The following is a 19,111-nucleotide window of genomic DNA, read 5'->3' as shown; positions in this document are numbered from 1 at the left end:
CTACAATGGGCGTTCTCAGAACCGGCAGGACCCTGGCGCTTACTGTCGTCGCGGCAGCAGGAGGTTGGCTGATGGCTCAGACCTCCTGGGGAGCACCTGAGCACGAGCCGCGGTTCCCGCAACTAACAATGGAGACGCTCACGCCTGCCCAGCGTCCGCTCGGCGAAAAGATCATGAAGATCTCAAGCGTCGGGCTCGCCGGCCCCTACAATCCGATGATCCGCAGCCCCGAGATGGCGCAGCGGATGTACGACCTCCTCGACTACCTGCGCTGGCACACTTCCGTGCCGACACGGCTGAACGAGTTCGCAATCTTAATCCAGGGGCGCCTCTGGCGCTCGCAGGTAGAATGGTACGCGCACTACCCGCTGGCGATCAAAGCTGGCCTGTCCGAACAGGTTGCGGCCGATCTTAAGGCGAACAAACGCCCGGAGGGCATGAAGCCGGACGAGGTCGCGGTGTACGACTTCTGCATGGAACTCTCTACGAAGCACGCCGTTTCGGACGAGTCGTTCGCCCGAGCCAAGCAGGTGCTGGGTGAGCAAGGCGTGGTCGACCTGACAGCCCTGACCGGCACCTACGTGACTGTGGCCATGCTGCTGAGCATGGCCGAGGAAGGGGTCCCGCCGGGCAAGGAGCCCCGTTCAAAGCCGGCGAGCGGTAAAACACGCCTCAGCCGGTATTGAGCCCTCACTGGGGTGGTTCATCGCCGAGTTTGGTGGATCGAGGAGCGTGATAGGTGAGGTCTTGGCGTGGTCGGTTCGACCTCGCAGATCGGGGCATGCCCTTGCTCTTCCCCGTGATCGGCTGTCACCTCGTCCGTCCAGCCACTCAGGCTCCTCCGACAACCGCGATGGGCGCAAAGCCGAATGTCTGGTCTTACGCCTGATGGCATTCCGACGTGACGTAGTCTGGCCGAAAGCGGCTGGTCCGCTGTGGAGCAAGGCTGCCGGAAGAGTAGACAGAGGTCTTCAACGTGCCGTCGGCTCGAGCAGCCGGTGCAGGTGGACGACGAAATAGCGCGTCTGGGCGCTGTCCACGGTAGCCTGTGCCTTCGCCTTCCAGGCGGCCTGCGCCGTGGCATAGTCCGGGAAGATGCCAACGATGTCGAGGTTCTTCACGTCGCGGAAGGTGACTTGGTCGAGATCCTTCAGTTCGCCCCCGAACACGAGGTGCAGCCTCTGGTCACTCTCGATCGTGGCTGTCATTAGGCGGCTCCCAATTTGTAGATGAATCACCGCTATTATCCGAGATTTAGGTTTCCGTGAGCTTCATCCAGAGATTTACCTCCCGCGGCTCCAAAATAGCTTACGGGGAGCGTCAATCAAAACAATTTTGCGATCACTTGCCTCTGGCAACCAGACGTCTAGCTCCCGACGTACGGTCGTGTAGTTCGTCGCCTTCTCAAACTGTGTGTGCGGCCAATCGCTGCCCCAGACGAGATGATCCAAGCCGAAGCTGTCGCGCAGCAGCGGCATCGCAGCCTCGGGCAAGCCGGCCCCGTTGCGATAAGAGCCGGAGATCTTGACCCAGACACGGCCACTGGCGCCTGCCTTCAGCAACTCGCGAAAGCCCGGATCATCGACGTCGAGCTTTGGGTCGGGCTTGCCGAAATGGTCAGCGACGATCGTCACGCCGCTCTCGAGCAGAAGGGGCAGCAACTCCGGCCAGCGGCGAGCTTCAGCCTGGATCTCGACCTGCCAGCCGAGATCGGACAGCCGTTTCAGGAACATCGGCCACGGCCCGGTGTCGAACTGCGGGTTCTGTGCGCCGATCAGGTTGAGCCGGACGCCTACTATGCCCTCCGAAGCAAACTCGCGCAGAGTGTCGGGCGATATGTCGGGTTGCACCACCGCGATGCCGCGGAAGCGGTCGGGATAGCGCTTCAGGGCATCCAGCAGGTAGCTGTTGTCGGTTCCGAGGAAGCTCGGCTGAACCAGAACAGCGTTCGAGATGCCATTGGCCTCCAAGGTCTTGAGGTAATCCTCAGGGGTCGCATCGTAGTCCGGCGCGTAGCGGATGTTGGCGGCCAGTGGCAGTCCGCGTCTGAAGACGTGCGCGTGAGCGTCGACCGCTGTCGTAGCGGTGTCTTCTGCGCGAGCCACATGCGTCCAAGCGCCTGCAGCAGTGAAGCCCGCAAGGGCACCTTGGAACACCCGTCGTGTGATCATAGCTGCCTCTGTATCGCAGGCGCTGGTGGCTGGGCCGCGTCTCGCTCGTTGACAGTGCCAGTCAGAGCATTCACCGACGCGGTTCAGCGGAACCGAAGTCGCTTTGTCCGGCAGGGGCAATCATTCAGCGGCGGCAGGCGTGGGTGCGGCAGCGCGAGCCCGTGTGCCACGCCCCAGGATCAGGGTCATGATCGCGCCCGAGCCAGTCAGGAGCACGAGCGGCAGCAGGGCGAGGGGGAAGCTGCCGGTCTGATCCTTGATCACGCCGAGCAGCCACGAGGCGATCCCGGTGCCGAGATGCGAGAGCGTGTTGATCGCCGCGATCCCGGCCGCCGCCGTGCCCGCCGAGAGCCAATCGGTCGCCATCGCCCAGAACGGCCCCTTGATGGCGTAGTTGCCCATGAGGACGAGGCTCAGCAGGACCATCGTCACCGTGAGCGAGCTGGTGAGGTTGGTGGCGAACAGGCAAAGGCAGGTCGCCGCCAGCGGCAGGGCGGTGCTCCACACCCGCTCGCCCGTCCGGTCGGCGCGCAGGCCCCAGAAGATCATGAACACCGAGGCGATGCCGAACGGGATCATGTTCAGGAGCCCGGTTTCCAGGTTGGACAGGCCGAACGCCTTGAGGATCTGAGGCTGCCACAGCGATAGGGCGTTGCTGGTGGCCGACGAGCCCGAGTAGATCAGCGCCAGCGCCCAGACGTACTTGTTCGTCAGCACCTTGTGCAGCGGCAGGTGGTGCGCGACCGGAGAAGCGCCGGAGCGATCTGCATCTAACTGATCCTGCAGCCACGCCTGTTCCCCAGGCGCGAGCCACTTCGCCTCTGAAGGCCGGCTCGGCAGCACGAACAGGGCGGCAAGGCCCAGCAGCACGGCCGGGATCGCCTCAACGATGAACAGCCACTGCCAGCCGTGCAGCCCGGCCGCGCCTTCGAGCTGCAGCAGGGAGGCCGAAATGGGCGATCCGAGGAAGCTGGAGATCGGGATCGCGACCATGAACATGGCGACGATCCGGGCCCGGTACGCCTTGGGGAACCAGTAGGTGAGGTAGAGGATCACGCCAGGGAAGAACCCGGCCTCGGCCGCCCCCAGGAGGAACCGGCATAGGTAGAAGCTGTAGGGGCCGACCACGAAGGCCATCGCCACGCCGACGAGGCCCCAGGTGATCATGATGCGCGCGATCCAGAGGCGCGCGCCGACCTTCTCCATCGCGATGTTGCTCGGCACCTCGAACAGCACGTAGGCGACGAAGAACAGGCCGCCGCCGATGCCGAACATCGCCTGCGAGAGGCCGAGATCCTTGTTCATCGTGAGGGCGGCGAAGCCCGCGTTCACCCGGTCGACGTAGGCGATGAAGTAGCAGAGCACCAGGAACGGGACGATCCGCCAGCCTACCCGCCGCATGACCACGGCACCGTCGACGGACCGGTGGGATGAAGCTTGAGTGGCGTCCATCTACTTTCTCCCACCTCGAACGGATTATCGTTTGACTACCTCATACCGCCGGGCAGATCGGCACCGAAACAGCAGGTTGAGCGTTCGTGGATCAACGGTCGAGATTTGTATGGCCTCATACGTTCAATCAACGCGGTCCAGGGCGGCGTCAGTCACTCCTGAACCACTCACCGCTGCCGCCACAGGTCGCACTCGCCTTGCTTTGATGCTGAACTGATTCGTTCAGGTCGACGCCACCAGACTGAACCTCGTGCGTCTGACCGTTCGGCCAGTCCGCGCCGCGCCAGCTCCTCACACGCAGCAAACACACGGTCTCGGTCTCGCGTTGTCGTCGCTGTCATCCCCTTCCGGAGCCGCGCCCGGGCATGCAACACGGTCGTGCAGACGGCCTCTTCGGTCAACGCGTCAAGTAGATCGCGTTCTAGCTCTGAGAGCGGCTTTTGATGTGCAGAGGCTCGTCGCTGAACGTCAGGTGCTGGGGCATTTAGCTCCATGGTATTCGTCACGCGACCTCCCACACATCTGGCGCCGCTCTGCGTCGGCTAGGAGACTTACGCCACTCTTGCAGAGCTGGCTTCGGCCTACTTTCGTGCCAACACAGATCATGACGGTAGGTTGCCGGTCTGCTGTCGCGCCCTTCGCTCCGCCTGTGAGCACTAATCGAGGTGTAAGAGGGTAAGGGACACGAGTTCCGTGACCGCGTGCAGAACCTCGGGCTTGTACCTGGCGCCCTGCGAAGGAGTAGGCCCCGTTTGACGTAAGCTGAAATCGTGATGCGGACCGAGCCGATGTCCGCTTCGGGGAAGCGCATCGTCTTGGCTGGATGGCAGGAGTGGGAGCAAAGCCGAACGTCGGCCCTTGGGCGGCAACCCAATGACAGCTCACCGCCCATCTGAGACAGTCACGCGGGCCTGTGTACTGACTGAGGCTGGCCAGAAACTGCCCGACCGCTTTCGGGCATGCCGGGCATCAAAGCGCACGCGGATTTGCACGATCGAGCGCGGTGAATGCGATCAGCGAACTCGGCAGCGTCAGTGCTTCGTTCAGCGTGCTGCCCCAAGACCAAGCCGCTCTCGCGTTCGGCTCACGCTGCCCCGGACGAGGGCCTGTCCGTCACGCCACACGACGCGGCACGTCTCGCCTGCCCCGCCCTCAACAGGATCCACCGAGATCACGAAGCGTGGATCGATGCCGATCGTCCCCCAATCGTCAACCAGAGCAAGGTCGACGCGATACGCGGTAAGCGGCGCATCCGCTGATTGTAGGTCCACCGCCCTCCGCGGCAGATCGGTTCCGATCCCCGCGACGGATCGGCCTGCCGTTGCGCAGAGGAGCAGGGCCGCGACGGCAACCGTGCGATACGGTACCGCCATGATCACGCGGACCGCGCGAAGGCGATCGCCTCCTTCGGCAAACCCGCGAGCTCATCCTCGCGCAGGCCAAGATTGGCCGCGATGACCTGCCGGGGAGCCAGCGCCAGCCACTGCGAGAGCGAACACTCCTGGTGCGCAGGACTGTCGTGCACGCCCACGAACGCGCAGGGCTCGGTTCCGATATTCTCGATCATGTGCGCGGCGGCTTTCGGGAAGTAGGCACAGTCGCCCGGCATCAGCTCCGCCGTGGCGAGCCGCTTCTCGGGCTCGAACACCGTCACACGCGTGCGGCCTTCGAGCAGGAAGTGCCACTCATTCGCCCCGGGGTGCCAGTGCGGCGCGTGCACGGCGCCCGGGAGCAGCGTCTCGCTGAAGCCCGTCATGGTGGTCGACATCGGGAAGGCCTGGGCGGGCGCAACGCGCAGCGTCCCGGCCGCACACGCGATCACGGGCTGAGCCTGGGCTAGGGCGTACCGGTGGGAGGCCGCGGCGTTGACGCGACGCTCGTCGCGCGCGACGGCCCCGTCCAGCGGGATGACCGGCCCCTGCGCTATGTAGACCTCGCCCTCCGGCAGGTTGCGGCTGACTGCATCCGGGATGTTGAACGCGGCCTGCAGGGTCGTGGGGTCGAGACGGCTAAGCCAGTCACTCAGGCCAAAGGTGCCGTGATCCCCATAGAGGCCATCGTCAAAGGCCAAGATCGCGTGACAGGGCGCCTCGCCCAACGTCTGGATCGCGTGGGCATGACCGGCCGGAAACGACCACGTGTCGCCGGGACCGAAGTTCACGACCTCGAGGCCGCCATCGGGATCGACGATCGTCACCGGCACTGGCCGGCGATGACGTAGGCCCACTCCGCCGAGGAGTGCCAGTGCATCTCGCGCACCCCGCCCGGATTGAGGAACAGGTGGGCGCCCGCGATGCCAGTCGCGATTGGCAGCTGACGAGCGGTCAGATCGCGGGCCCATCCTCCCGACGTTGCCTTGATCGCCCCCCCGTCGAGGTGCCCGGTGAAAGCCTGGGCTGCACCGGTCTTGCGCGGGATCGTCCGGACGAAGCTTGCGGAGGACGAAGCCTCCTTGCCGGCGGCCCGGCCATCGCCGTCGGCTCCAAGCGCCCGGCCGGACGCAACGGCGCCGACGCCGAAGGCGAGGCCGCCGAGAAAAAAGCGCCGCTCTGTCTCCACGTGCCCCTCCGGCCCGGCACGGCTCGCCGCCGATCCGGGGTGTTGTGCGCAGCGCGGTAGGGAAACGCGTAAGCGCTGCCATGACGAAGGTGCTACGTTACTGCTAAGGCTCCATGTGTCTTCCCTCGAATGGATGATAGACCGTGTTCGACAGGAAATTGATCGGCGATAGTCGACAAACGCTGTCTAATCCGGCGACAAACGACTGATGTCGTTTCGACGCGGAACGTCTCGATCTCGGCTTCCGCTTGAAGGGCGAAGAGGGACAGGTGTCCCGGAGCAAGCCTTGGGCTCGGCGGGGCTCCGCGAAGCTACCAGAGCAGAGCCGATTGCGCAGATCCTCGGGGCGCCCGATGACGCGGCGCTCCACCCGCGGTGCACCGGTGGGATGAGCTCCGCTGTAACGCTGAAGGGCTGAGATGGGAGCTAAGCAGTTGGCCGGTCCTGGCCGAAAGCTGTCCGTCTGGTTTCTAGCGATCGGTGGTGTGAAGCAGACAGGGTAGATGGCCCGTGCATCACGTGCTGCCACGCCAAGACGGTACTGTCACGTAGCAGGAGCTTCGAGCCACTACGATGCACAGACCCAACGGTTAAGCGCCGGCGCTACAAGCGTGCAGACTGCACCGGGGAGGAGGCAAGCCCCGCTGCGATCAGCCCAAGGTGCTCGCCACCAGCATGGCGATGAGCGGCGCGAAGCCGACGCAGATGAACCACGCCGCCGTGGCCACCGTATCCGCACGCCGTGATGGGAAAAACAGCACAGCTTATTCCCGCAGACCAGCAATCACGCTCACCGCTTATTCTGATCAGTTCACGACGCCGTGAACACAGCGGCGCCTCATTCCCACGCCCAAGAGGAAGCCGAGCGCTCCCACAAGGCGCTGCCGAATCGCCGTCCGGTGCGATGCATGTCTCTTCGCCACCTCGGCTGGAGGCTTCGGGTAGAACTTAGGCGGTGTTGATGCTGTTCATCTGGTCAGGCTGGGGGATCGTGGTCATCCCCGTCGTGGTCGGTACGGCGGTCGCGGTCGGGGCGGTGGGCGGGTTGGCGCTTCGGGCCCTCGGTCACCCCGAACTCACCTTTCTCGCCATCAGCCTCGGGCTGTTCGCGGCCGCAGCCGCCAATTGGATCATCGGCCGGCGCCTGAACGGCAGGGCGCCGCGCGAACTCATTGATCCGGCCACGAGCGAACGCGTTCTTCTCCGCCGTCGACACGCGCTGTTCTGGGTACCGGTGCAGTACTGGTCCGTGCCAGTCGCGCTTGCCGCGCTCGTCCCATTGCTTGCCCTGCGCAATCTCTGAATTTGACGCCGCAATCAGCCAAACAGTTGAGGAGATGAGCATGCCGCGTGGCAGCTGTGAGCGTGCGGAGAGACCCCGTAGGTTCCTTGTGGCCTGTCTCACCGTAGTGATGGCTACGCCCGCCACGGCCGTGACACCGGTGACTCCTGTAGGTGTTGAGAGCTGCGACGCCTTTCTAGATGCCTACGCTCAGTGTGCAGCAAGCCCTGGCGTGCCGGAGGCCGCCCGCCCCAACATCCGGCAGGGCATCGGCACGCTGCGCGAGAGCTTCCGCGACGCCGTCAGCCGCAACACGGCCGCCCGCCCGACGGTCGCCTACCAGTGCGCCCAGGCCCATGAGGCCGTGCGTAAGAGCATGGTCGACGCCTTCAAGTGCGACTTCCCCGCTCCGCCGCCGGCCTCCCAGGCTCTGCTGCAAGCCGCGCCACCCGCGGCCTCGGCACAAGCGCCGGCCAGGGGGGCCGTGCCCGCCACCCCACCCCCGCCGAGCCCCGAGATGCAGGAGCTGGCGAAGGTGAACGCCTACACCGAGGTGCAGAACCACCTCGTGCGTTCCCATCCCCTGGAACGGCAGCTCGCCGAATACCGACGCGACAACGAGCGCGTGCTCAAGCTCGGCACGAAGCTGGGCGCCAACGCCTGGTACCATTTCGGCATCGCCGACTTCGACGGGGTGATCGACGAACTGGACAAGGCGACCGCCCTGCCGGGGACCATTCCCGAGGTCGATTCCCAGGCCACCCGGCTGCTCGCAGCCTTGCGCGAGCTCAACCCAGTACTGAAGGCGCTGACCCGTTATCAGACCACGCGAGAGTTCAAGGAGGACGGCTACAAGTTCGCCCGCGAGCAGCATCCGATCCTCGTGCCCAAGGTCGAAGCCGCCGCTAAGGCGATGGACGCCTACGGCACCGCCCTGTTCGAGCGCGAGCTCGCCCGGGACGAGCGGCGGATGGCGTCGCTGGCGGAGGACGCCCCAGCACGCCGACTGCTCGCCACCAGCTTGGCGCTACGCCGGGCAGTGCAGCGCTTCGAAGCCCTGGCGCCAAGATCCGATACCGCCCCGTTCCTGGCCGCTCTCAGCGACGTGTCGACCGCGAATCGACAGCTCGGGGCGACGTTCGACGGCATGAACCCCAAAGCGAATTCGTCGTGCACCGGATACGCGGACACGGTGGCGAGCGTGATCGGCCACGGCCGCGACGTCGCGCGAGACATCAAGGCGAAAGCTGACCCGAGCCAGCCGGCGCGGCTGTTCAACGACGCCTACAACCGCTCGGTGCGCGATCTCGAATCCTGCCAGCGGTACGAGAATAGGGTGCGGCCGAGCTGACCGACGCTGGCACAGCGCAGGCTGGCAGCCACCGACAATCGAACGCCGAGGGGCAGATGATCATGCCGCTTCATCAGGACCGTCGCGGCAGTCGCCGGCTTCCTCCCGTCGTCTGGCTCGTCGCCTGGGTCGTCGGCGTTCCGGCATTGCTCGGCGGGCTCGCGGCTTGGGAGATCGAGCGCGGGCTGGCGAGCGCCGAGAGCTATACGCGGCGACTAGTTGAGCTGCCGGTCTCCGTCGTCCAACTGCGGCTGCTGGCGGCGATAGATCCCTACGCCTCAGTCCGGTTCGAAGGCGGGCGCACCGCCTACGGGGCGGCGCTGGCCGCCGACAAAGCTCAGGAGGCGCTGGCCGCGGTCACACGCGACCTGCCGCTGGCCCGGGCTCGCGCGTGGGTGCCGTACGCGACGCTCGGCGGCGCGCTGCTCGCACTGCTGGCCGGTCTCGCCGCGCTGGCCGGCGGCGGAGCCGCAGGCCTGTGGGCGCGGCGCTCGCGCGACGCCTTGCTCGCCAGTTTTGGCCTCGTGCGCCGCCTGCTGCCGGTGCTGCTTGGACTGCAGATCGTGGGCTTGAGCCTCGCGGTGCTCGCGGCCGCGCTGTTCGAGGCCACCGGGCTGTGGTTCACGCAGCGGTTCTCGGCTGGCGAAGCCAAGCTACTGCTCGGCGCGCTGGTCATCGCCGCCTTGGCGGCCTGGGCCGCGGTCGCGGCGGTCCGCGGCCTGCGCGGGGTGTTCGCGCTGTTCACTCCCGAGCCCATCGACGTACGCGGCCGCGTTCTCGACGAGGCCGATGCACCGGGTCTGTGGCGCCTCGTGCGCGAGCTCGCCGGGCGCGGGGACGCGCTGGCCCCCGACGCGGTAGTCGTCGGCTTGACCGGTGGCTTCTTCGTCACAGAGTCCGCCGTGCGCCTGAGTCCAGGCGGGCGGACGCTGACTGGGCGCACGCTGTACCTACCGGCCCCCTATCTTGGCGTGCTTGACGGGCGCGAGCTTTCCGCGGTGATCGGGCACGAACTCGCGCACTTCGCGGGCGAAGACACCGCCTATAGTCGGCGCTTCACCCCGATCTATGCCGGCCTAAATCGCGCGCTGGCCGCGCTGGGCAATGTCGGTCCCGGAGACCTGCTTACCCGCCCAGCCGCCTATGTCGGCCATCGCAGCCTCGGCACCTTCGACGCGGCGGTGGCGCGTTGGAGCCGGGCGCGCGAGTTCGAGGCCGACCGGCGCGGTGCCCAGGTCTCTGGAGCACCGCCCGCTGCCTCCGCCCTGCTGCGCGTCGGCGTCCTCGGCCCGGTGGTGGGCGAGACGCTCGCATCCGCCTACGGCGAGCCTGACGCGGCGCCCGACGATCTTGTCGCGGGTGTACTCGACGCAATCCCCGCTGCCGGCTTCCCCGACCCGGGGGCGCACCTCGACGACCGGCAGGCGCACCCCACCGACACCCACCCGCCCGATCGGCAGCGTATCGCGGCGCTCGGCGTTCCGCTCGACGCCGAGCTATTCGCCCGCGCCGCCCGACCGCTGACCGTAGGGGACCGCACCTGGCCGGCCGCCCTGGTCGCGGACTGGACCGGTCTGTGCCGCTGGCTCAGCGCGGACTTCCTCACCGGCGCACGGGAGCACCGGGCTGCCGAGCGGCTATACCTGGAGGAGACCGCGGCGGCAGTGCCAGTCGAGGAGACGCTGGTGCACGAGAATGGTGCGCCGATGGTCTGGACGATGGGCATCCTAGCGCTCCTCTCCGCCGGGGCCGGCGCCGGCCTGCTGCTGTACCCCCGCGCACTCGGCATCGCGCACGATGCGCTGGCCCAGCAGATCCTCGCCGCCGTCGCCGCGGCGGGTGTCGCTTTGGCAGGCATCGTCGCCGCACACGTGCATCGACGCGGCCGGACGCCGCTGCTGGTGCTGACGCCGGACGTGCTGCGCTCGCCGCTGCTCGACGGTGCGGTCGCGTGGCAGGATGTGGCGGACTTCCAGGTCACGCACGGCAAGCGGCTCACCTTGACGCTGGCACTCGCGCCAGACGCCGCGCTGCCGAGGGCCAAGCACCTGTTCTCGCAGGCCGGAGTGAGCCGACGGCGACGTCACGTCAGCGTGCAGTCTCTGGGCGCGCGCGGCCTGAAGCCCGACGCCTTCGCCGCGCTGGTCGGACGCTACCTTGCGGCCTCTCGTGCCCGCGTGCACCTGTCAGCGGCGCATACAGGGATCTGATCGCTCGGCCACCGGCAAACGTCTTTCCAAGCGCTGGTTCAACGCCGCTTGTGTCTCGTCGCCCTATTCTTCGCGGCATTCCTGATCGGGCTAATCTGGCTCGTCGTCGGCGACCTGCCCAAGATCGAATACCACTACGTCTTGGAGCAGATCCTCGACTGCGAGCCGGCCCGCGAGGATCCGGACCTCGTCGCCCGCACCGAGCGCCTCGATGCGTTGAAGGCGGTCGAGGCGCTCACCCTCCGAGAGGCCGCCTTGGCGACCGTCGACGCCGAGCTTCGTGCGACGGCGTAGAGCCAACTCGAAGCAGCAGAGCGTGGACAGGAGTTGCGCGTGTTTGGCTAGCTGCCGCTGCTCGGCACCCGGTAGGCGGTCTCGATCATCCGGAGCAGATCCTCGCGGCCTTGGTTGTCGTCCGCTGCCACGTCCGCTTCTGGGTTCAACCGATGACGTGCCCGATGGTTGATATGGGCGCAAAGCCGAAGGTCCGCTTCTGAGCGTTAGGCCAACTTCTCCTGGCGACCCATTGCGGAAGCTGAATAAGTCCGCTTACGGGCTGATGGGTAGGCTAGGAATTGGGCGCGACCCGCACCGTCCGGCGCCTGCGCGACGCGAGATCGACCACGTCGGTGTCGTAGCCGGTGATCGCCGAGGCGAACTCGGCGGTCCCGTTGGTCTTCATTTTGGAAAGGATGTGACGAGAAAGGGCGTCACCGCCTTGATCATCTGCGGCGGCAAGATGGCTTCGGTTGAGTGCGCTCGGCTGATGGCCGGATGGGGCTGACTCAGTTCGCGCCGACCTTGCTGAAGCCGACGCGAACTCGCTTGAAAGCGGCTGGCGTGTTGAAGGATCCTAATACCCCCGCTCGCTGCTCCTGCTCATCCGCTCCGGGATGTAGTCGCCGTACCGCGATTTCTCACCGAAGACCAGCCATCCGAGACCGAAGCCGATCGCACCCGCCACGAACAGGCCGGCCCATGTTCCGTTGTCCATGTCACCGACCGCGCGGCTACCCTGCCGATAGTACCGCGAGCCGTACTCGGAGGCGTTGTCGAATGCGTCGGACGCTGCACTCGACGCGGACCTCAGGGTGTCCCTCGCCTGATCGGCGATACCAGCACCGCCGCCAGATGAGCTGCTGCTCTGGCTTGATCCTGGGCGGCCGTCGGATCGTCCGATCGGGTCGTTCGCGCTGATGTCAGCCATGGTCGGGTTCCTCTTGTGCTTGCCTCGGCACGCAGAAGGAACTCAGATCGCGACACGGGTGATCCCGAGTCCGTTCGGCATCAGCTTAGCCGCGGACCGCCAGGGACGGTCACTGCGGAATTCCATACTGCGCGCGACAATCCGTTACGCCGGCTAACAACCAAAAATTGTAGGCCGCCTTGATCCAGGTAATTTCTCAGTCAAATCCGCTGACGCACGCTCCTGCCAGTGTCGCTAGTTGCGTGAGTTGAGGCAGCGAAAGGGCAGCCGCGTCCAACAATCCTCGGAGCACCACCATGACGGCTCGTGCGCAATTCTGCGATGAGGCTCAGGCTCGATATCGGGTGTATTGGCTTGGTGGCGAAGGTCGGATCGACGGCGCAGAAGCTATCCGATCTGTAGATGACCGTGAGGCAATCGCCATAGCGCGCGGGATGACGGACGGACGCAGCGTAGAGCTGTGGGACAGGGGCCGGTTCATAGGCCGTTTCGATCCAACGAGCCTGGTCTCGGGTGAGTAGCCATAGCGCGAACCGATCGGCGGACGGTCGTACAGATACCACGTAGACTGAATCCGATGCTCGGCCCCGTCCGCTGAAGGTCGGTTATGACCCTGGGCTCAGTAGCCCCGCTTTACCACCTCCCATGCAAAGCTCTGATGGCGGGCGTCACCGGCTATTCGGAACTGTGCAGGCACCGCCCGGTTCAACTGCGAGGGGTGCTGAAGGGCTCTGCCTGTGATGCGTGAACCTGATGGCGGCGCTGCTTACGCGCCGCCGGATTCCGCTTTGTTCAAGACCGCTCTGGACGCGATCGGCGAGGCGGTACTCGTCACCACACCAGACCTCGATGCGCCCGGGCCGGTGATCCTCTACGCCAATCCCGCCTTCTCCCGCATGACTGGCTACACCCGTGAGGAGGTGATCGGCCGCTCCCCGCGCTTGCTGCAGGGGCCTGAGACCGACCGCACAGTTCTCGACCTCGTCCGTGAGACACTCCTACAAGGCGCCGCCGTTCAGGGCGAGACGGTGAACTACCGCAAGGACGGCAGCACCTATCGCGTCGAGTGGCTGATCACACCCATGCGCGATGGATCTGGCGATCTCACCCATTGGATCGCAGTTCAGCGTGACATCACAGGCTTGCGGCAGATCGAGGCGGCTTTGCGGGTGAGCGAGGAGCGTTTCAGGCAATTCAGCGAGGCTTCGTCGGACTTGGTCTGGATGCGAAATGCTGAGACGCTACAGCTTGAGTATGTAAGCCCTGCGTTCGAGCGGATCTACAAATCCAACCGCGAGTTCGCGCTCGCTGACACCGACATCAACACTTGGCTGTCCTTCGTTCACCCGGAGGACCGGGACCACGTCATGGCCGGTGTACAACGAGCCCGCACTGGCGTCTCGGTCACCTACCAGTTCCGGACAGCTGACACCTCCGACGGCGGCTCGCGCTGGATCGAGAGTACGGCGTTTCCGCTGCCGGACGCTGAAGGTCGCGTGCGGCGCATCGGTGGCATCGCCAAGGACATTTCCGAGCAGAAGGCGAATGCCGCTCGCCTGGAAGTGATGGTCGCCGAATTGCAGCACCGCACCCGCAATCTCCTGGCGGTGGTGCGCTCAATCGCGATGGAGACCATGACACGCACCGGACCAACCGAGGCGTTCACGAGACAGTTCAGCGACAGGCTGTCCGCCCTCTCACGCGTCCAAGGTTTGCTGTCCCGCTCCGAACAGACGCCTATCACCATCCGGACGTTGATCCAGACAGAACTTGACGCGCTCGGCGCTGACGCTGTGCGGGATCGCGTTGTGCTGGAAGGGCCCTCGGTCCGGTTGCGCAAGGCTGCGGTGCAGACCCTCGCGCTCGCCCTACACGAACTCGCGACCAACGCGCGCAAGTACGGGGCCCTGTCCAGCGAAGCTGGTCGGCTCTCGGTATCGTGGCAGACCCATAAGACCGAAGCGGGACAGCGCCGCCTCGTGCTGGACTGGGTCGAGGAGGGCATCAAAGGGCCGAGCACCGAGATCGGCGCCGTGGTGCAACGTGGCTACGGCCGAGAACTGATCGAACAAGCGCTACCCTACGCGCTGCGAGCCCTGACCAGCTACGAACTGGGCGAGACGGACTTGCGTTGCAGGATTGATCTGCCGCTCAGCTGACCTGCTGAGGGTTGAGAGAGGCCGATCGGTCCACCCGGTCGCCCGGCACGTCACTGAGCCGATCCATAGCTCGGCGTCGGCTCGGCGCACGACATCATGCGGTGCCCGCCCATCTCCGAAGTTCGAGATCTCGTTGGTCGCCAGCCGCAGGGTCGCATTCATCGATGGGGGTAACACGGTCTCCGTCCGCTTCGTTGCGGCGGATGGCCAGGTCGTCGGCGTGGTGATCCCACGAAGGGTATTTGCCGAATTGCAGGCGATTGTTCCTGATAGCCCGGGCCGTCACAGATTACCCGGTTCAAGCCGCAGCAACCGCCGTCACAGAACCGGACCAATGAAGCGCCATATCGCCAGCCCTGCTACCTGTCGTGCCGGTCTCAAAGCACAGCCGAGCGCCGTCAGCGTACTGCGTGCGGCAGCACGACTCGGCGTCCTTGTGGGGACCACGGCAGGAGCTCTGGTAGTGATGGCGTCTCTCGCCAGCGCCGCGCACAGCTCGCCCACCGGAGATGCCACCGAGGATATCATCGGCGGGTGCAACCAGATCATCAAGTTCGCGCGCAAGGGCCACTCACGTCAGGATCCGGATTCGATGCGGTAGCAGGGCGAGTGTTTCGGTGCGGTCCGCACCATGCTGGCTACCGAGATCGCCGCTGACACCATCTGCCCAACCGAGAACACCAAGCTGATTGATGCGGTGACCGCGTTCTCTCTATACGTGATCCAGCACCCGACAGAGCTTCAGACCGTTTACGTGGTCCCTCTCCGCCGCGCTCTTCGGGCTGCATACCCCTGCTCTACCATTCGCCAGTAAGCAAAACTCAGCAACAATGTTGTCTTATGCGTTAAGCATAATCTAGCAGCGTGCATTGGGCAGTAGCTGAACTGCTTCGAATTAACCGCCTCATCATCTCGCCCCTAGTAGATATCGTGGCCTATTCTTTAATCGGGGCGCTTTTGGATGATGAAGCTCGGGGGGGCGAAACATCCCTTAGGGGTGGCTTTGCGCAAGTTGGCCATCCGAAGCCGGGCGTTCAGCGGGGAGCGCTGCGGCGGGGTTGTCGTGATCTTCGCCCTCAGCTCAATGGTACTCGTCGGCCTTGTAGGCGGAGGTATCGACTACGCTCGACTCGCGTATCGCCGGACACAGCTACAGACGGCCACAGATGTGGGCACGCTTGCCGGCGGCAACATGCTCAAGCTGGCGCAGACCACCACAGATAGGCAATCGATCAGCGGCGTCACCGAACAGGCGATCCGCGACAATGCCAAGCCCACGACCGGCGTGCCATTCACCGTCCAGGTGAGCATCAGTGCCGACGGAACTAGCGTCAGCGCCCAGACGCAGGAGATCTTCCCGCTGGCCTTCGGCAAGATCTTCGGCGTGCCGTCGGCGACGATCAACGTGGGCGCACGATCCAGCTTGGTCGGCAAGACACGGCTGTGTGTCCTGGCACTCGATCCATCCTCAGATGGAACCCTGACGGCTCAGGATCAGGCGTCCGTGACCGCGTCGCAGTGCTCGGTTTACTCGGACTCGGCCAGCCCAAGCGGCGTCACCCTGCAGAACCAAGCCACAATCCTCGCCACCAGCATTTGCTCGGCCGGCGGTAGCGCGGTCAGCACGTCGAACTCGCCGCAGCCCGGCCCGAAATCCGGGTGCCCCAGCCTCAAGGATCCGCTGGCCGTCATTGCGCCCCCGAGTTCATCCGGCTGCACGTACACGAACACGGTCGTGACGAGCTCAAGGACGCTATCGCCGTGCACGTACTGCAACGGCCTGAAGGTCACATCTGGTGCGACTGCGACCCTGTCACAGGGCGTCTACATCATCGACACGGGACCGCTCACGGTCGACGGCAACGCAACCCTGACGGGCTCGTATGTGGGGATCTACCTTAAAAACCAGCAGACCACGCTCAACCTGACGGCGGCGAGCACGATCGACCTCACGGCTCCGAAGGATGGCCCAATGTCGGGCCTGCTCTTCTATGAGGACCCGACAGCCCCTCTCCTGCGCGAGCACAGGATCTCCAGCAACGGCGCTCACCAGCTCTTGGGAACGATCTACATGCCGCGTGGCAAGCTGACGGTCGACTCGCACGGAGCTGTGGCCGATCAGTCGGCCTACACCGTGATCGTATCCCGGCAGCTAAAAGTGGCCAGCTCCGCGAACCTGACGATGAACGCCATGTACTCGGCCAGCGACGTCCCGGTTCCGAGCGGCGTCGGCAACATCGGTGGACGCCTGCTGTTAACCCAATGATCCTCATTTCGCAGGGTTGTCCCGTGCTGAAACCGGTGCGGTAGATGCGCGACGCGCGGTGATAAGGGCGGCGGCTATGGACGGCGACGATCACGAGTACGAGCACTCCCCACTGTCCGGCACCTTCAGCCGCGATGGTGAATCCGTCGACGTTGAGATCTACCGCTTCTTCGGCACGCAAGATCGGTGGCGGCTAGGGGTGATCGATCTGTCGTCCGGCGGGTCCACCGTCTGGCAGGAGACCTACGCAACGGACCAAGAAGCCTATGACGCTTTCACCGCGATGGTCGACGCCTCGGGCTTGGCGCCGTTCATCGGATGGAGACCGGAAGCTCTGAACTGACCGCGAGGGGAGCGCACGAAAATGCCCGCGCAGGCGGACCCGGCCAATCCAAGCGAGAGGCACATCTTGGACCCTCAGCCATTCACCATCGACACCGAGGCCGAGACATATCCGACCGATCTCCTCAAGAAACCAAAAACCGGTTGATGGGCGAGATCGCGAGACACCGCGCCCTGCGGGTCCGCGACCCGAAGATGTTCACGGCCGGATGAGCCGAGCGGCCGTGGGCGGCCGGCAACCTACCATTGTGCATGCTCCTGCTCGGTCGGCATCCGGCCGTGCGGCGTGAGCTGATCCACCACACCCGGTAGAAGATGTGAGAGCTGGGACAAGAGGTCGTTGCTGCCCATGCCTGTCTGCTGGGAGAGCTGACCCACCGTTTCAGGACCGAGTGCGGCGCCGAGATCCTGAGGCGCGATTGGCTGGTTCTGCCCCGAGCCAATCCAAGAGTTGATCGTGTCGCCGTGCCCGGCACGGGTGAACTGCTCCACCAAGGCACCGAGACCGCCGGCTCCAGCCGCTCCGCCGAGCAGGCCTCCGAGGCTGCCCCCTGGCCGGAGCCGTTCGGGCCAGAGCCGCCTGCGCCACCTGGTCCGCCGCCGAGATTGCCCAAAATGTTGCCGAGCCCTCCAGCACTGCCGCCGGCCTTGGCCGCGAGCAGGCTCATCAGGATGCCGGCGAGCGGGTTTGTACCCGCACCCTGCTGCTGGCCGGCATTGCCGCCGACCACGCTGCCGATGATGCCGTCGAGAAGACCCATGATTGCTGCTCCTCAAATAATCGGTTTGCTGTCCGCCAACTCAGCGGCGCAGGGGCGGCTCTGGCATGTCCAGCCCCGCGCTGGCCGAACGGCATGTTCGCTCGTTCGCGGCCGACGGAAGCCGTGCCGCCCCCTGGAATGGTTCCTCAGAGCGGGTGATTGTAGACGCGGACCCGACGCGCACCCGAAAGCGCACCGCCATCCTGCACGGCACTGCCGCTCACCGCATCGCTCTGGCGCACGGCCGATCCCGCTGCGGCATCAGGCCCGATGAGCGTGGACGTGTCGGTGCTGACACGAGCGGGCTCGACCGCGTCTGAGGCCGGCCCTGTCCAGCCGTCCCGCTGCCAACCTTCCGCACGCTCATCGAGATCAATGGCGCCGTGCTCCTCCAGGATGCGCTCGACGGCACCGGAGCGAGTCTCGTCGGTGCGCACGGTCAGGAGCGATCCGCCCCGCCTCACCCCCTCCGAGTAGGCGTGTGCGTCGCGCTCGCTGACGCCTGCGCCGGCCAGGGAGCCTGCAAGCCCGCCAGCGGCTGCGCCGATGCCTGCACCGGTCAGCGTCGCCACGAGCCAGCCTGCCGCGACGACCGGGCCGACACCGGGGATCGCCATCAGCCCGAGCCCGGCCAGCAGACCCGCACCACCGCCCAGGACAGTCCCGAGCGTCGCGCCTGCCCCCGTCCCGGTCGCCGCGTGTTCAGCTGTGTGGCCATCTTCTTCAGGCGTGGTCTCCGACTTGTTGCTCACGAGGCTGATGTCGCTGTGCGGGACACCTGCAGCCTCCAGCTTCGTCACCGCGGTCGTGGCATCTTCATAGCGGTCGTAGAGTGCAGTCAGGGTGCACGTGGTCATGGGAAACTCCAAGAAGAACAAAGATCTGGAAAGCGGGCCAGTGCGGTGTGCGGCTACCGAACGGCGACATTGCCCTTGAAGTCGAGACCGACGCTGGCTGGCTTGCCGTTCATCATCGCGCTGCCACCCCAAATACCGTCGGCGTCCTTCTTCAGGTCTCTGACATCGTGGAAGCCGGCCTTCTCCAAGCGCCGGCGGGCTTCACCCTCGGTGAAGCTGTTGGCGCCCTTCTCCAGCTTAACCGTCGTGACCGCGTCCGTGCTCGCCGGCTTGCCATCTTGAGCGTGGTCGGTGTTGGGGCGCGTGACAGCCTGCTGCCCGCCGGACGTCGCACTCGACGCACCGCCGGTGGCCGGCTGACCCGTGACGGTGGTCTGGGCGAGAGCCGGGGTTGCTGCGAGCAGCGGCAGCAGGACGAGGAACGTACGGTCGAGCGACATGGCAGTGTTCCTGTATTCTTGAGACACGCTGTGGGCGTGGGGCCGCCGGTCTGG

The 19,111-nt window shown here is 65.5% G+C and carries 20 protein-coding genes; 11 read left to right on the top strand and 9 right to left on the bottom strand.

Translation table 11 applies throughout. The features are described from left to right. The first annotated feature begins 71 nt into the window (after positions 1 to 71). Positions 72 to 686 (top strand): carboxymuconolactone decarboxylase family protein, encoded by a 615-nt coding sequence (locus M6G65_RS21785; RefSeq protein WP_250102873.1) that lies wholly within the window; start codon positions 72 to 74, stop codon positions 684 to 686. A gap of 285 nt (positions 687 to 971) precedes the next feature. Here M6G65_RS21785 and M6G65_RS21780 read toward each other — a convergent pair whose 3' ends face one another. The 5 genes from M6G65_RS21780 to M6G65_RS21760 all read right to left on the bottom strand — a co-directional run bounded on the left by M6G65_RS21780 (position 972) and on the right by M6G65_RS21760 (position 6,182). Then, positions 972 to 1,208, bottom strand: coding sequence for a DUF4170 domain-containing protein (locus tag M6G65_RS21780; RefSeq protein ID WP_238199159.1), 237 nt, complete (start codon positions 1,206 to 1,208; stop codon positions 972 to 974). 75 nt (positions 1,209 to 1,283) lie between these two features. Further along, on the bottom strand, positions 1,284 to 2,171 hold the full coding sequence (locus tag M6G65_RS21775; protein ID WP_238199160.1) for an amidohydrolase family protein: 888 nt from the start codon (positions 2,169 to 2,171) through the stop codon (positions 1,284 to 1,286). 120 nt (positions 2,172 to 2,291) lie between these two features. Continuing rightward, positions 2,292 to 3,623, bottom strand: a complete 1,332-nt coding sequence (locus M6G65_RS21770; RefSeq protein ID WP_238199161.1) for an MFS transporter — start codon at positions 3,621 to 3,623, stop codon at positions 2,292 to 2,294. A 1,375-nt stretch (positions 3,624 to 4,998) separates the two neighbouring features. After that, positions 4,999 to 5,820 carry a cupin domain-containing protein gene (locus tag M6G65_RS33540; RefSeq protein ID WP_284042357.1) on the bottom strand — a complete coding sequence of 274 codons (822 nt, stop codon included), beginning with the start codon at positions 5,818 to 5,820 and terminating at the stop codon, positions 4,999 to 5,001. Further along, positions 5,817 to 6,182, bottom strand: a complete 366-nt coding sequence (locus tag M6G65_RS21760) for a cupin domain-containing protein (RefSeq protein WP_284042356.1) — start codon at positions 6,180 to 6,182, stop codon at positions 5,817 to 5,819. Before M6G65_RS21760 ends, M6G65_RS33540 begins: the two co-directional genes overlap by 4 nt. Positions 6,183 to 6,842: 660 nt before the next feature. Between M6G65_RS21760 and M6G65_RS21755 the strand changes: the two genes are divergently transcribed. The 5 genes from M6G65_RS21755 to M6G65_RS21735 all read left to right on the top strand — a co-directional run bounded on the left by M6G65_RS21755 (position 6,843) and on the right by M6G65_RS21735 (position 11,319). Then, positions 6,843 to 7,007 carry a hypothetical protein gene (locus M6G65_RS21755; protein WP_238199163.1) on the top strand — a complete coding sequence of 55 codons (165 nt, stop codon included), beginning with the start codon at positions 6,843 to 6,845 and terminating at the stop codon, positions 7,005 to 7,007. Positions 7,008 to 7,143: 136 nt separating this feature from the next. Beyond that, entirely contained in the window at positions 7,144 to 7,485 is a 342-nt protein-coding gene (locus M6G65_RS21750) for a hypothetical protein (RefSeq protein WP_238199164.1), read from the top strand. Between the two features lie 211 nt (positions 7,486 to 7,696). Beyond that, positions 7,697 to 8,815 (top strand): DUF3829 domain-containing protein, encoded by a 1,119-nt coding sequence (locus tag M6G65_RS21745; protein WP_250102872.1) that lies wholly within the window; start codon positions 7,697 to 7,699, stop codon positions 8,813 to 8,815. A gap of 56 nt (positions 8,816 to 8,871) precedes the next feature. Further along, positions 8,872 to 11,025, top strand: coding sequence for a M48 family metallopeptidase (locus M6G65_RS21740; protein ID WP_238199166.1), 2,154 nt, complete (start codon positions 8,872 to 8,874; stop codon positions 11,023 to 11,025). Between the two features lie 48 nt (positions 11,026 to 11,073). Continuing rightward, positions 11,074 to 11,319: a hypothetical protein gene (locus tag M6G65_RS21735; RefSeq protein WP_238199167.1), complete on the top strand. Its 246-nt coding sequence runs from the start codon at positions 11,074 to 11,076 to the stop codon at positions 11,317 to 11,319. Between the two features lie 559 nt (positions 11,320 to 11,878). Here M6G65_RS21735 and M6G65_RS21730 read toward each other — a convergent pair. Further along, a complete protein-coding gene (locus M6G65_RS21730; protein WP_250102871.1) occupies positions 11,879 to 12,019 on the bottom strand; it encodes a hypothetical protein in 141 nt (46 codons plus the stop codon). A 953-nt stretch (positions 12,020 to 12,972) separates the two neighbouring features. Between M6G65_RS21730 and M6G65_RS21725 the strand changes: the two genes are divergently transcribed. The 5 genes from M6G65_RS21725 to M6G65_RS21710 all read left to right on the top strand — a co-directional run bounded on the left by M6G65_RS21725 (position 12,973) and on the right by M6G65_RS21710 (position 17,000). Further along, the gene (locus tag M6G65_RS21725; RefSeq protein WP_238199169.1) at positions 12,973 to 14,391 is read left to right on the top strand and encodes a PAS domain S-box protein; all 1,419 of its coding nucleotides are present in this window, start codon (positions 12,973 to 12,975) and stop codon (positions 14,389 to 14,391) included. A gap of 133 nt (positions 14,392 to 14,524) precedes the next feature. Further along, complete coding sequence (locus M6G65_RS21720; RefSeq protein WP_238199170.1) at positions 14,525 to 14,992, top strand: hypothetical protein; 468 nt, start codon at positions 14,525 to 14,527, stop codon at positions 14,990 to 14,992. 30 nt (positions 14,993 to 15,022) lie between these two features. Beyond that, complete coding sequence (locus M6G65_RS34060; RefSeq protein ID WP_373323880.1) at positions 15,023 to 15,205, top strand: Rap1a family protein; 183 nt, start codon at positions 15,023 to 15,025, stop codon at positions 15,203 to 15,205. A 147-nt stretch (positions 15,206 to 15,352) separates the two neighbouring features. Further along, positions 15,353 to 16,657 (top strand): TadE/TadG family type IV pilus assembly protein, encoded by a 1,305-nt coding sequence (locus M6G65_RS21715; protein WP_250102870.1) that lies wholly within the window; start codon positions 15,353 to 15,355, stop codon positions 16,655 to 16,657. Between the two features lie 76 nt (positions 16,658 to 16,733). After that, complete coding sequence (locus M6G65_RS21710; protein WP_238199172.1) at positions 16,734 to 17,000, top strand: hypothetical protein; 267 nt, start codon at positions 16,734 to 16,736, stop codon at positions 16,998 to 17,000. Positions 17,001 to 17,239: 239 nt separating this feature from the next. Here the strand turns inward: M6G65_RS21710 and M6G65_RS21705 are convergent, their stop codons facing one another. The 3 genes from M6G65_RS21705 to M6G65_RS21695 all read right to left on the bottom strand — a co-directional run bounded on the left by M6G65_RS21705 (position 17,240) and on the right by M6G65_RS21695 (position 19,057). Continuing rightward, a complete protein-coding gene (locus M6G65_RS21705; protein WP_379009791.1) occupies positions 17,240 to 17,494 on the bottom strand; it encodes a YidB family protein in 255 nt (84 codons plus the stop codon). A gap of 412 nt (positions 17,495 to 17,906) precedes the next feature. Then, on the bottom strand, positions 17,907 to 18,617 hold the full coding sequence (locus M6G65_RS21700; RefSeq protein WP_238199174.1) for a hypothetical protein: 711 nt from the start codon (positions 18,615 to 18,617) through the stop codon (positions 17,907 to 17,909). 53 nt (positions 18,618 to 18,670) lie between these two features. After that, the gene (locus M6G65_RS21695; RefSeq protein WP_238199176.1) at positions 18,671 to 19,057 is read right to left on the bottom strand and encodes a hypothetical protein; all 387 of its coding nucleotides are present in this window, start codon (positions 19,055 to 19,057) and stop codon (positions 18,671 to 18,673) included. Between the last annotated feature and the right edge of the window lie 54 nt (positions 19,058 to 19,111).

This window comes from Methylobacterium tardum (assembly GCF_023546765.1).
Lineage (GTDB): Bacteria > Pseudomonadota > Alphaproteobacteria > Rhizobiales > Beijerinckiaceae > Methylobacterium > Methylobacterium tardum.
Note: the sequence above shows the minus strand (reverse complement) of the source record. Positions and strands in the feature narration are given on the sequence as shown.

Coding starts and splice junctions, on each gene's coding strand:
- M6G65_RS21785 (WP_250102873.1), top strand. CDS start 72: ATGGCTCAGACCTCCTGGGGAGCACCTGAGCACGAGCCGCGGTTCCCG.
- M6G65_RS21780 (WP_238199159.1), bottom strand. CDS start 1,208: ATGACAGCCACGATCGAGAGTGACCAGAGGCTGCACCTCGTGTTCGGG.
- M6G65_RS21775 (WP_238199160.1), bottom strand. CDS start 2,171: ATGATCACACGACGGGTGTTCCAAGGTGCCCTTGCGGGCTTCACTGCT.
- M6G65_RS21770 (WP_238199161.1), bottom strand. CDS start 3,623: ATGGACGCCACTCAAGCTTCATCCCACCGGTCCGTCGACGGTGCCGTG.
- M6G65_RS21750 (WP_238199164.1), top strand. CDS start 7,144: ATGCTGTTCATCTGGTCAGGCTGGGGGATCGTGGTCATCCCCGTCGTG.
- M6G65_RS21740 (WP_238199166.1), top strand. CDS start 8,872: ATGATCATGCCGCTTCATCAGGACCGTCGCGGCAGTCGCCGGCTTCCT.
- M6G65_RS21730 (WP_250102871.1), bottom strand. CDS start 12,019: ATGGACAACGGAACATGGGCCGGCCTGTTCGTGGCGGGTGCGATCGGC.
- M6G65_RS21725 (WP_238199169.1), top strand. CDS start 12,973: ATGCGTGAACCTGATGGCGGCGCTGCTTACGCGCCGCCGGATTCCGCT.
- M6G65_RS34060 (WP_373323880.1), top strand. CDS start 15,023: ATGCTGGCTACCGAGATCGCCGCTGACACCATCTGCCCAACCGAGAAC.
- M6G65_RS21715 (WP_250102870.1), top strand. CDS start 15,353: ATGATGAAGCTCGGGGGGGCGAAACATCCCTTAGGGGTGGCTTTGCGC.
- M6G65_RS21710 (WP_238199172.1), top strand. CDS start 16,734: ATGGACGGCGACGATCACGAGTACGAGCACTCCCCACTGTCCGGCACC.
- M6G65_RS21700 (WP_238199174.1), bottom strand. CDS start 18,617: ATGACCACGTGCACCCTGACTGCACTCTACGACCGCTATGAAGATGCC.
- M6G65_RS21695 (WP_238199176.1), bottom strand. CDS start 19,057: ATGTCGCTCGACCGTACGTTCCTCGTCCTGCTGCCGCTGCTCGCAGCA.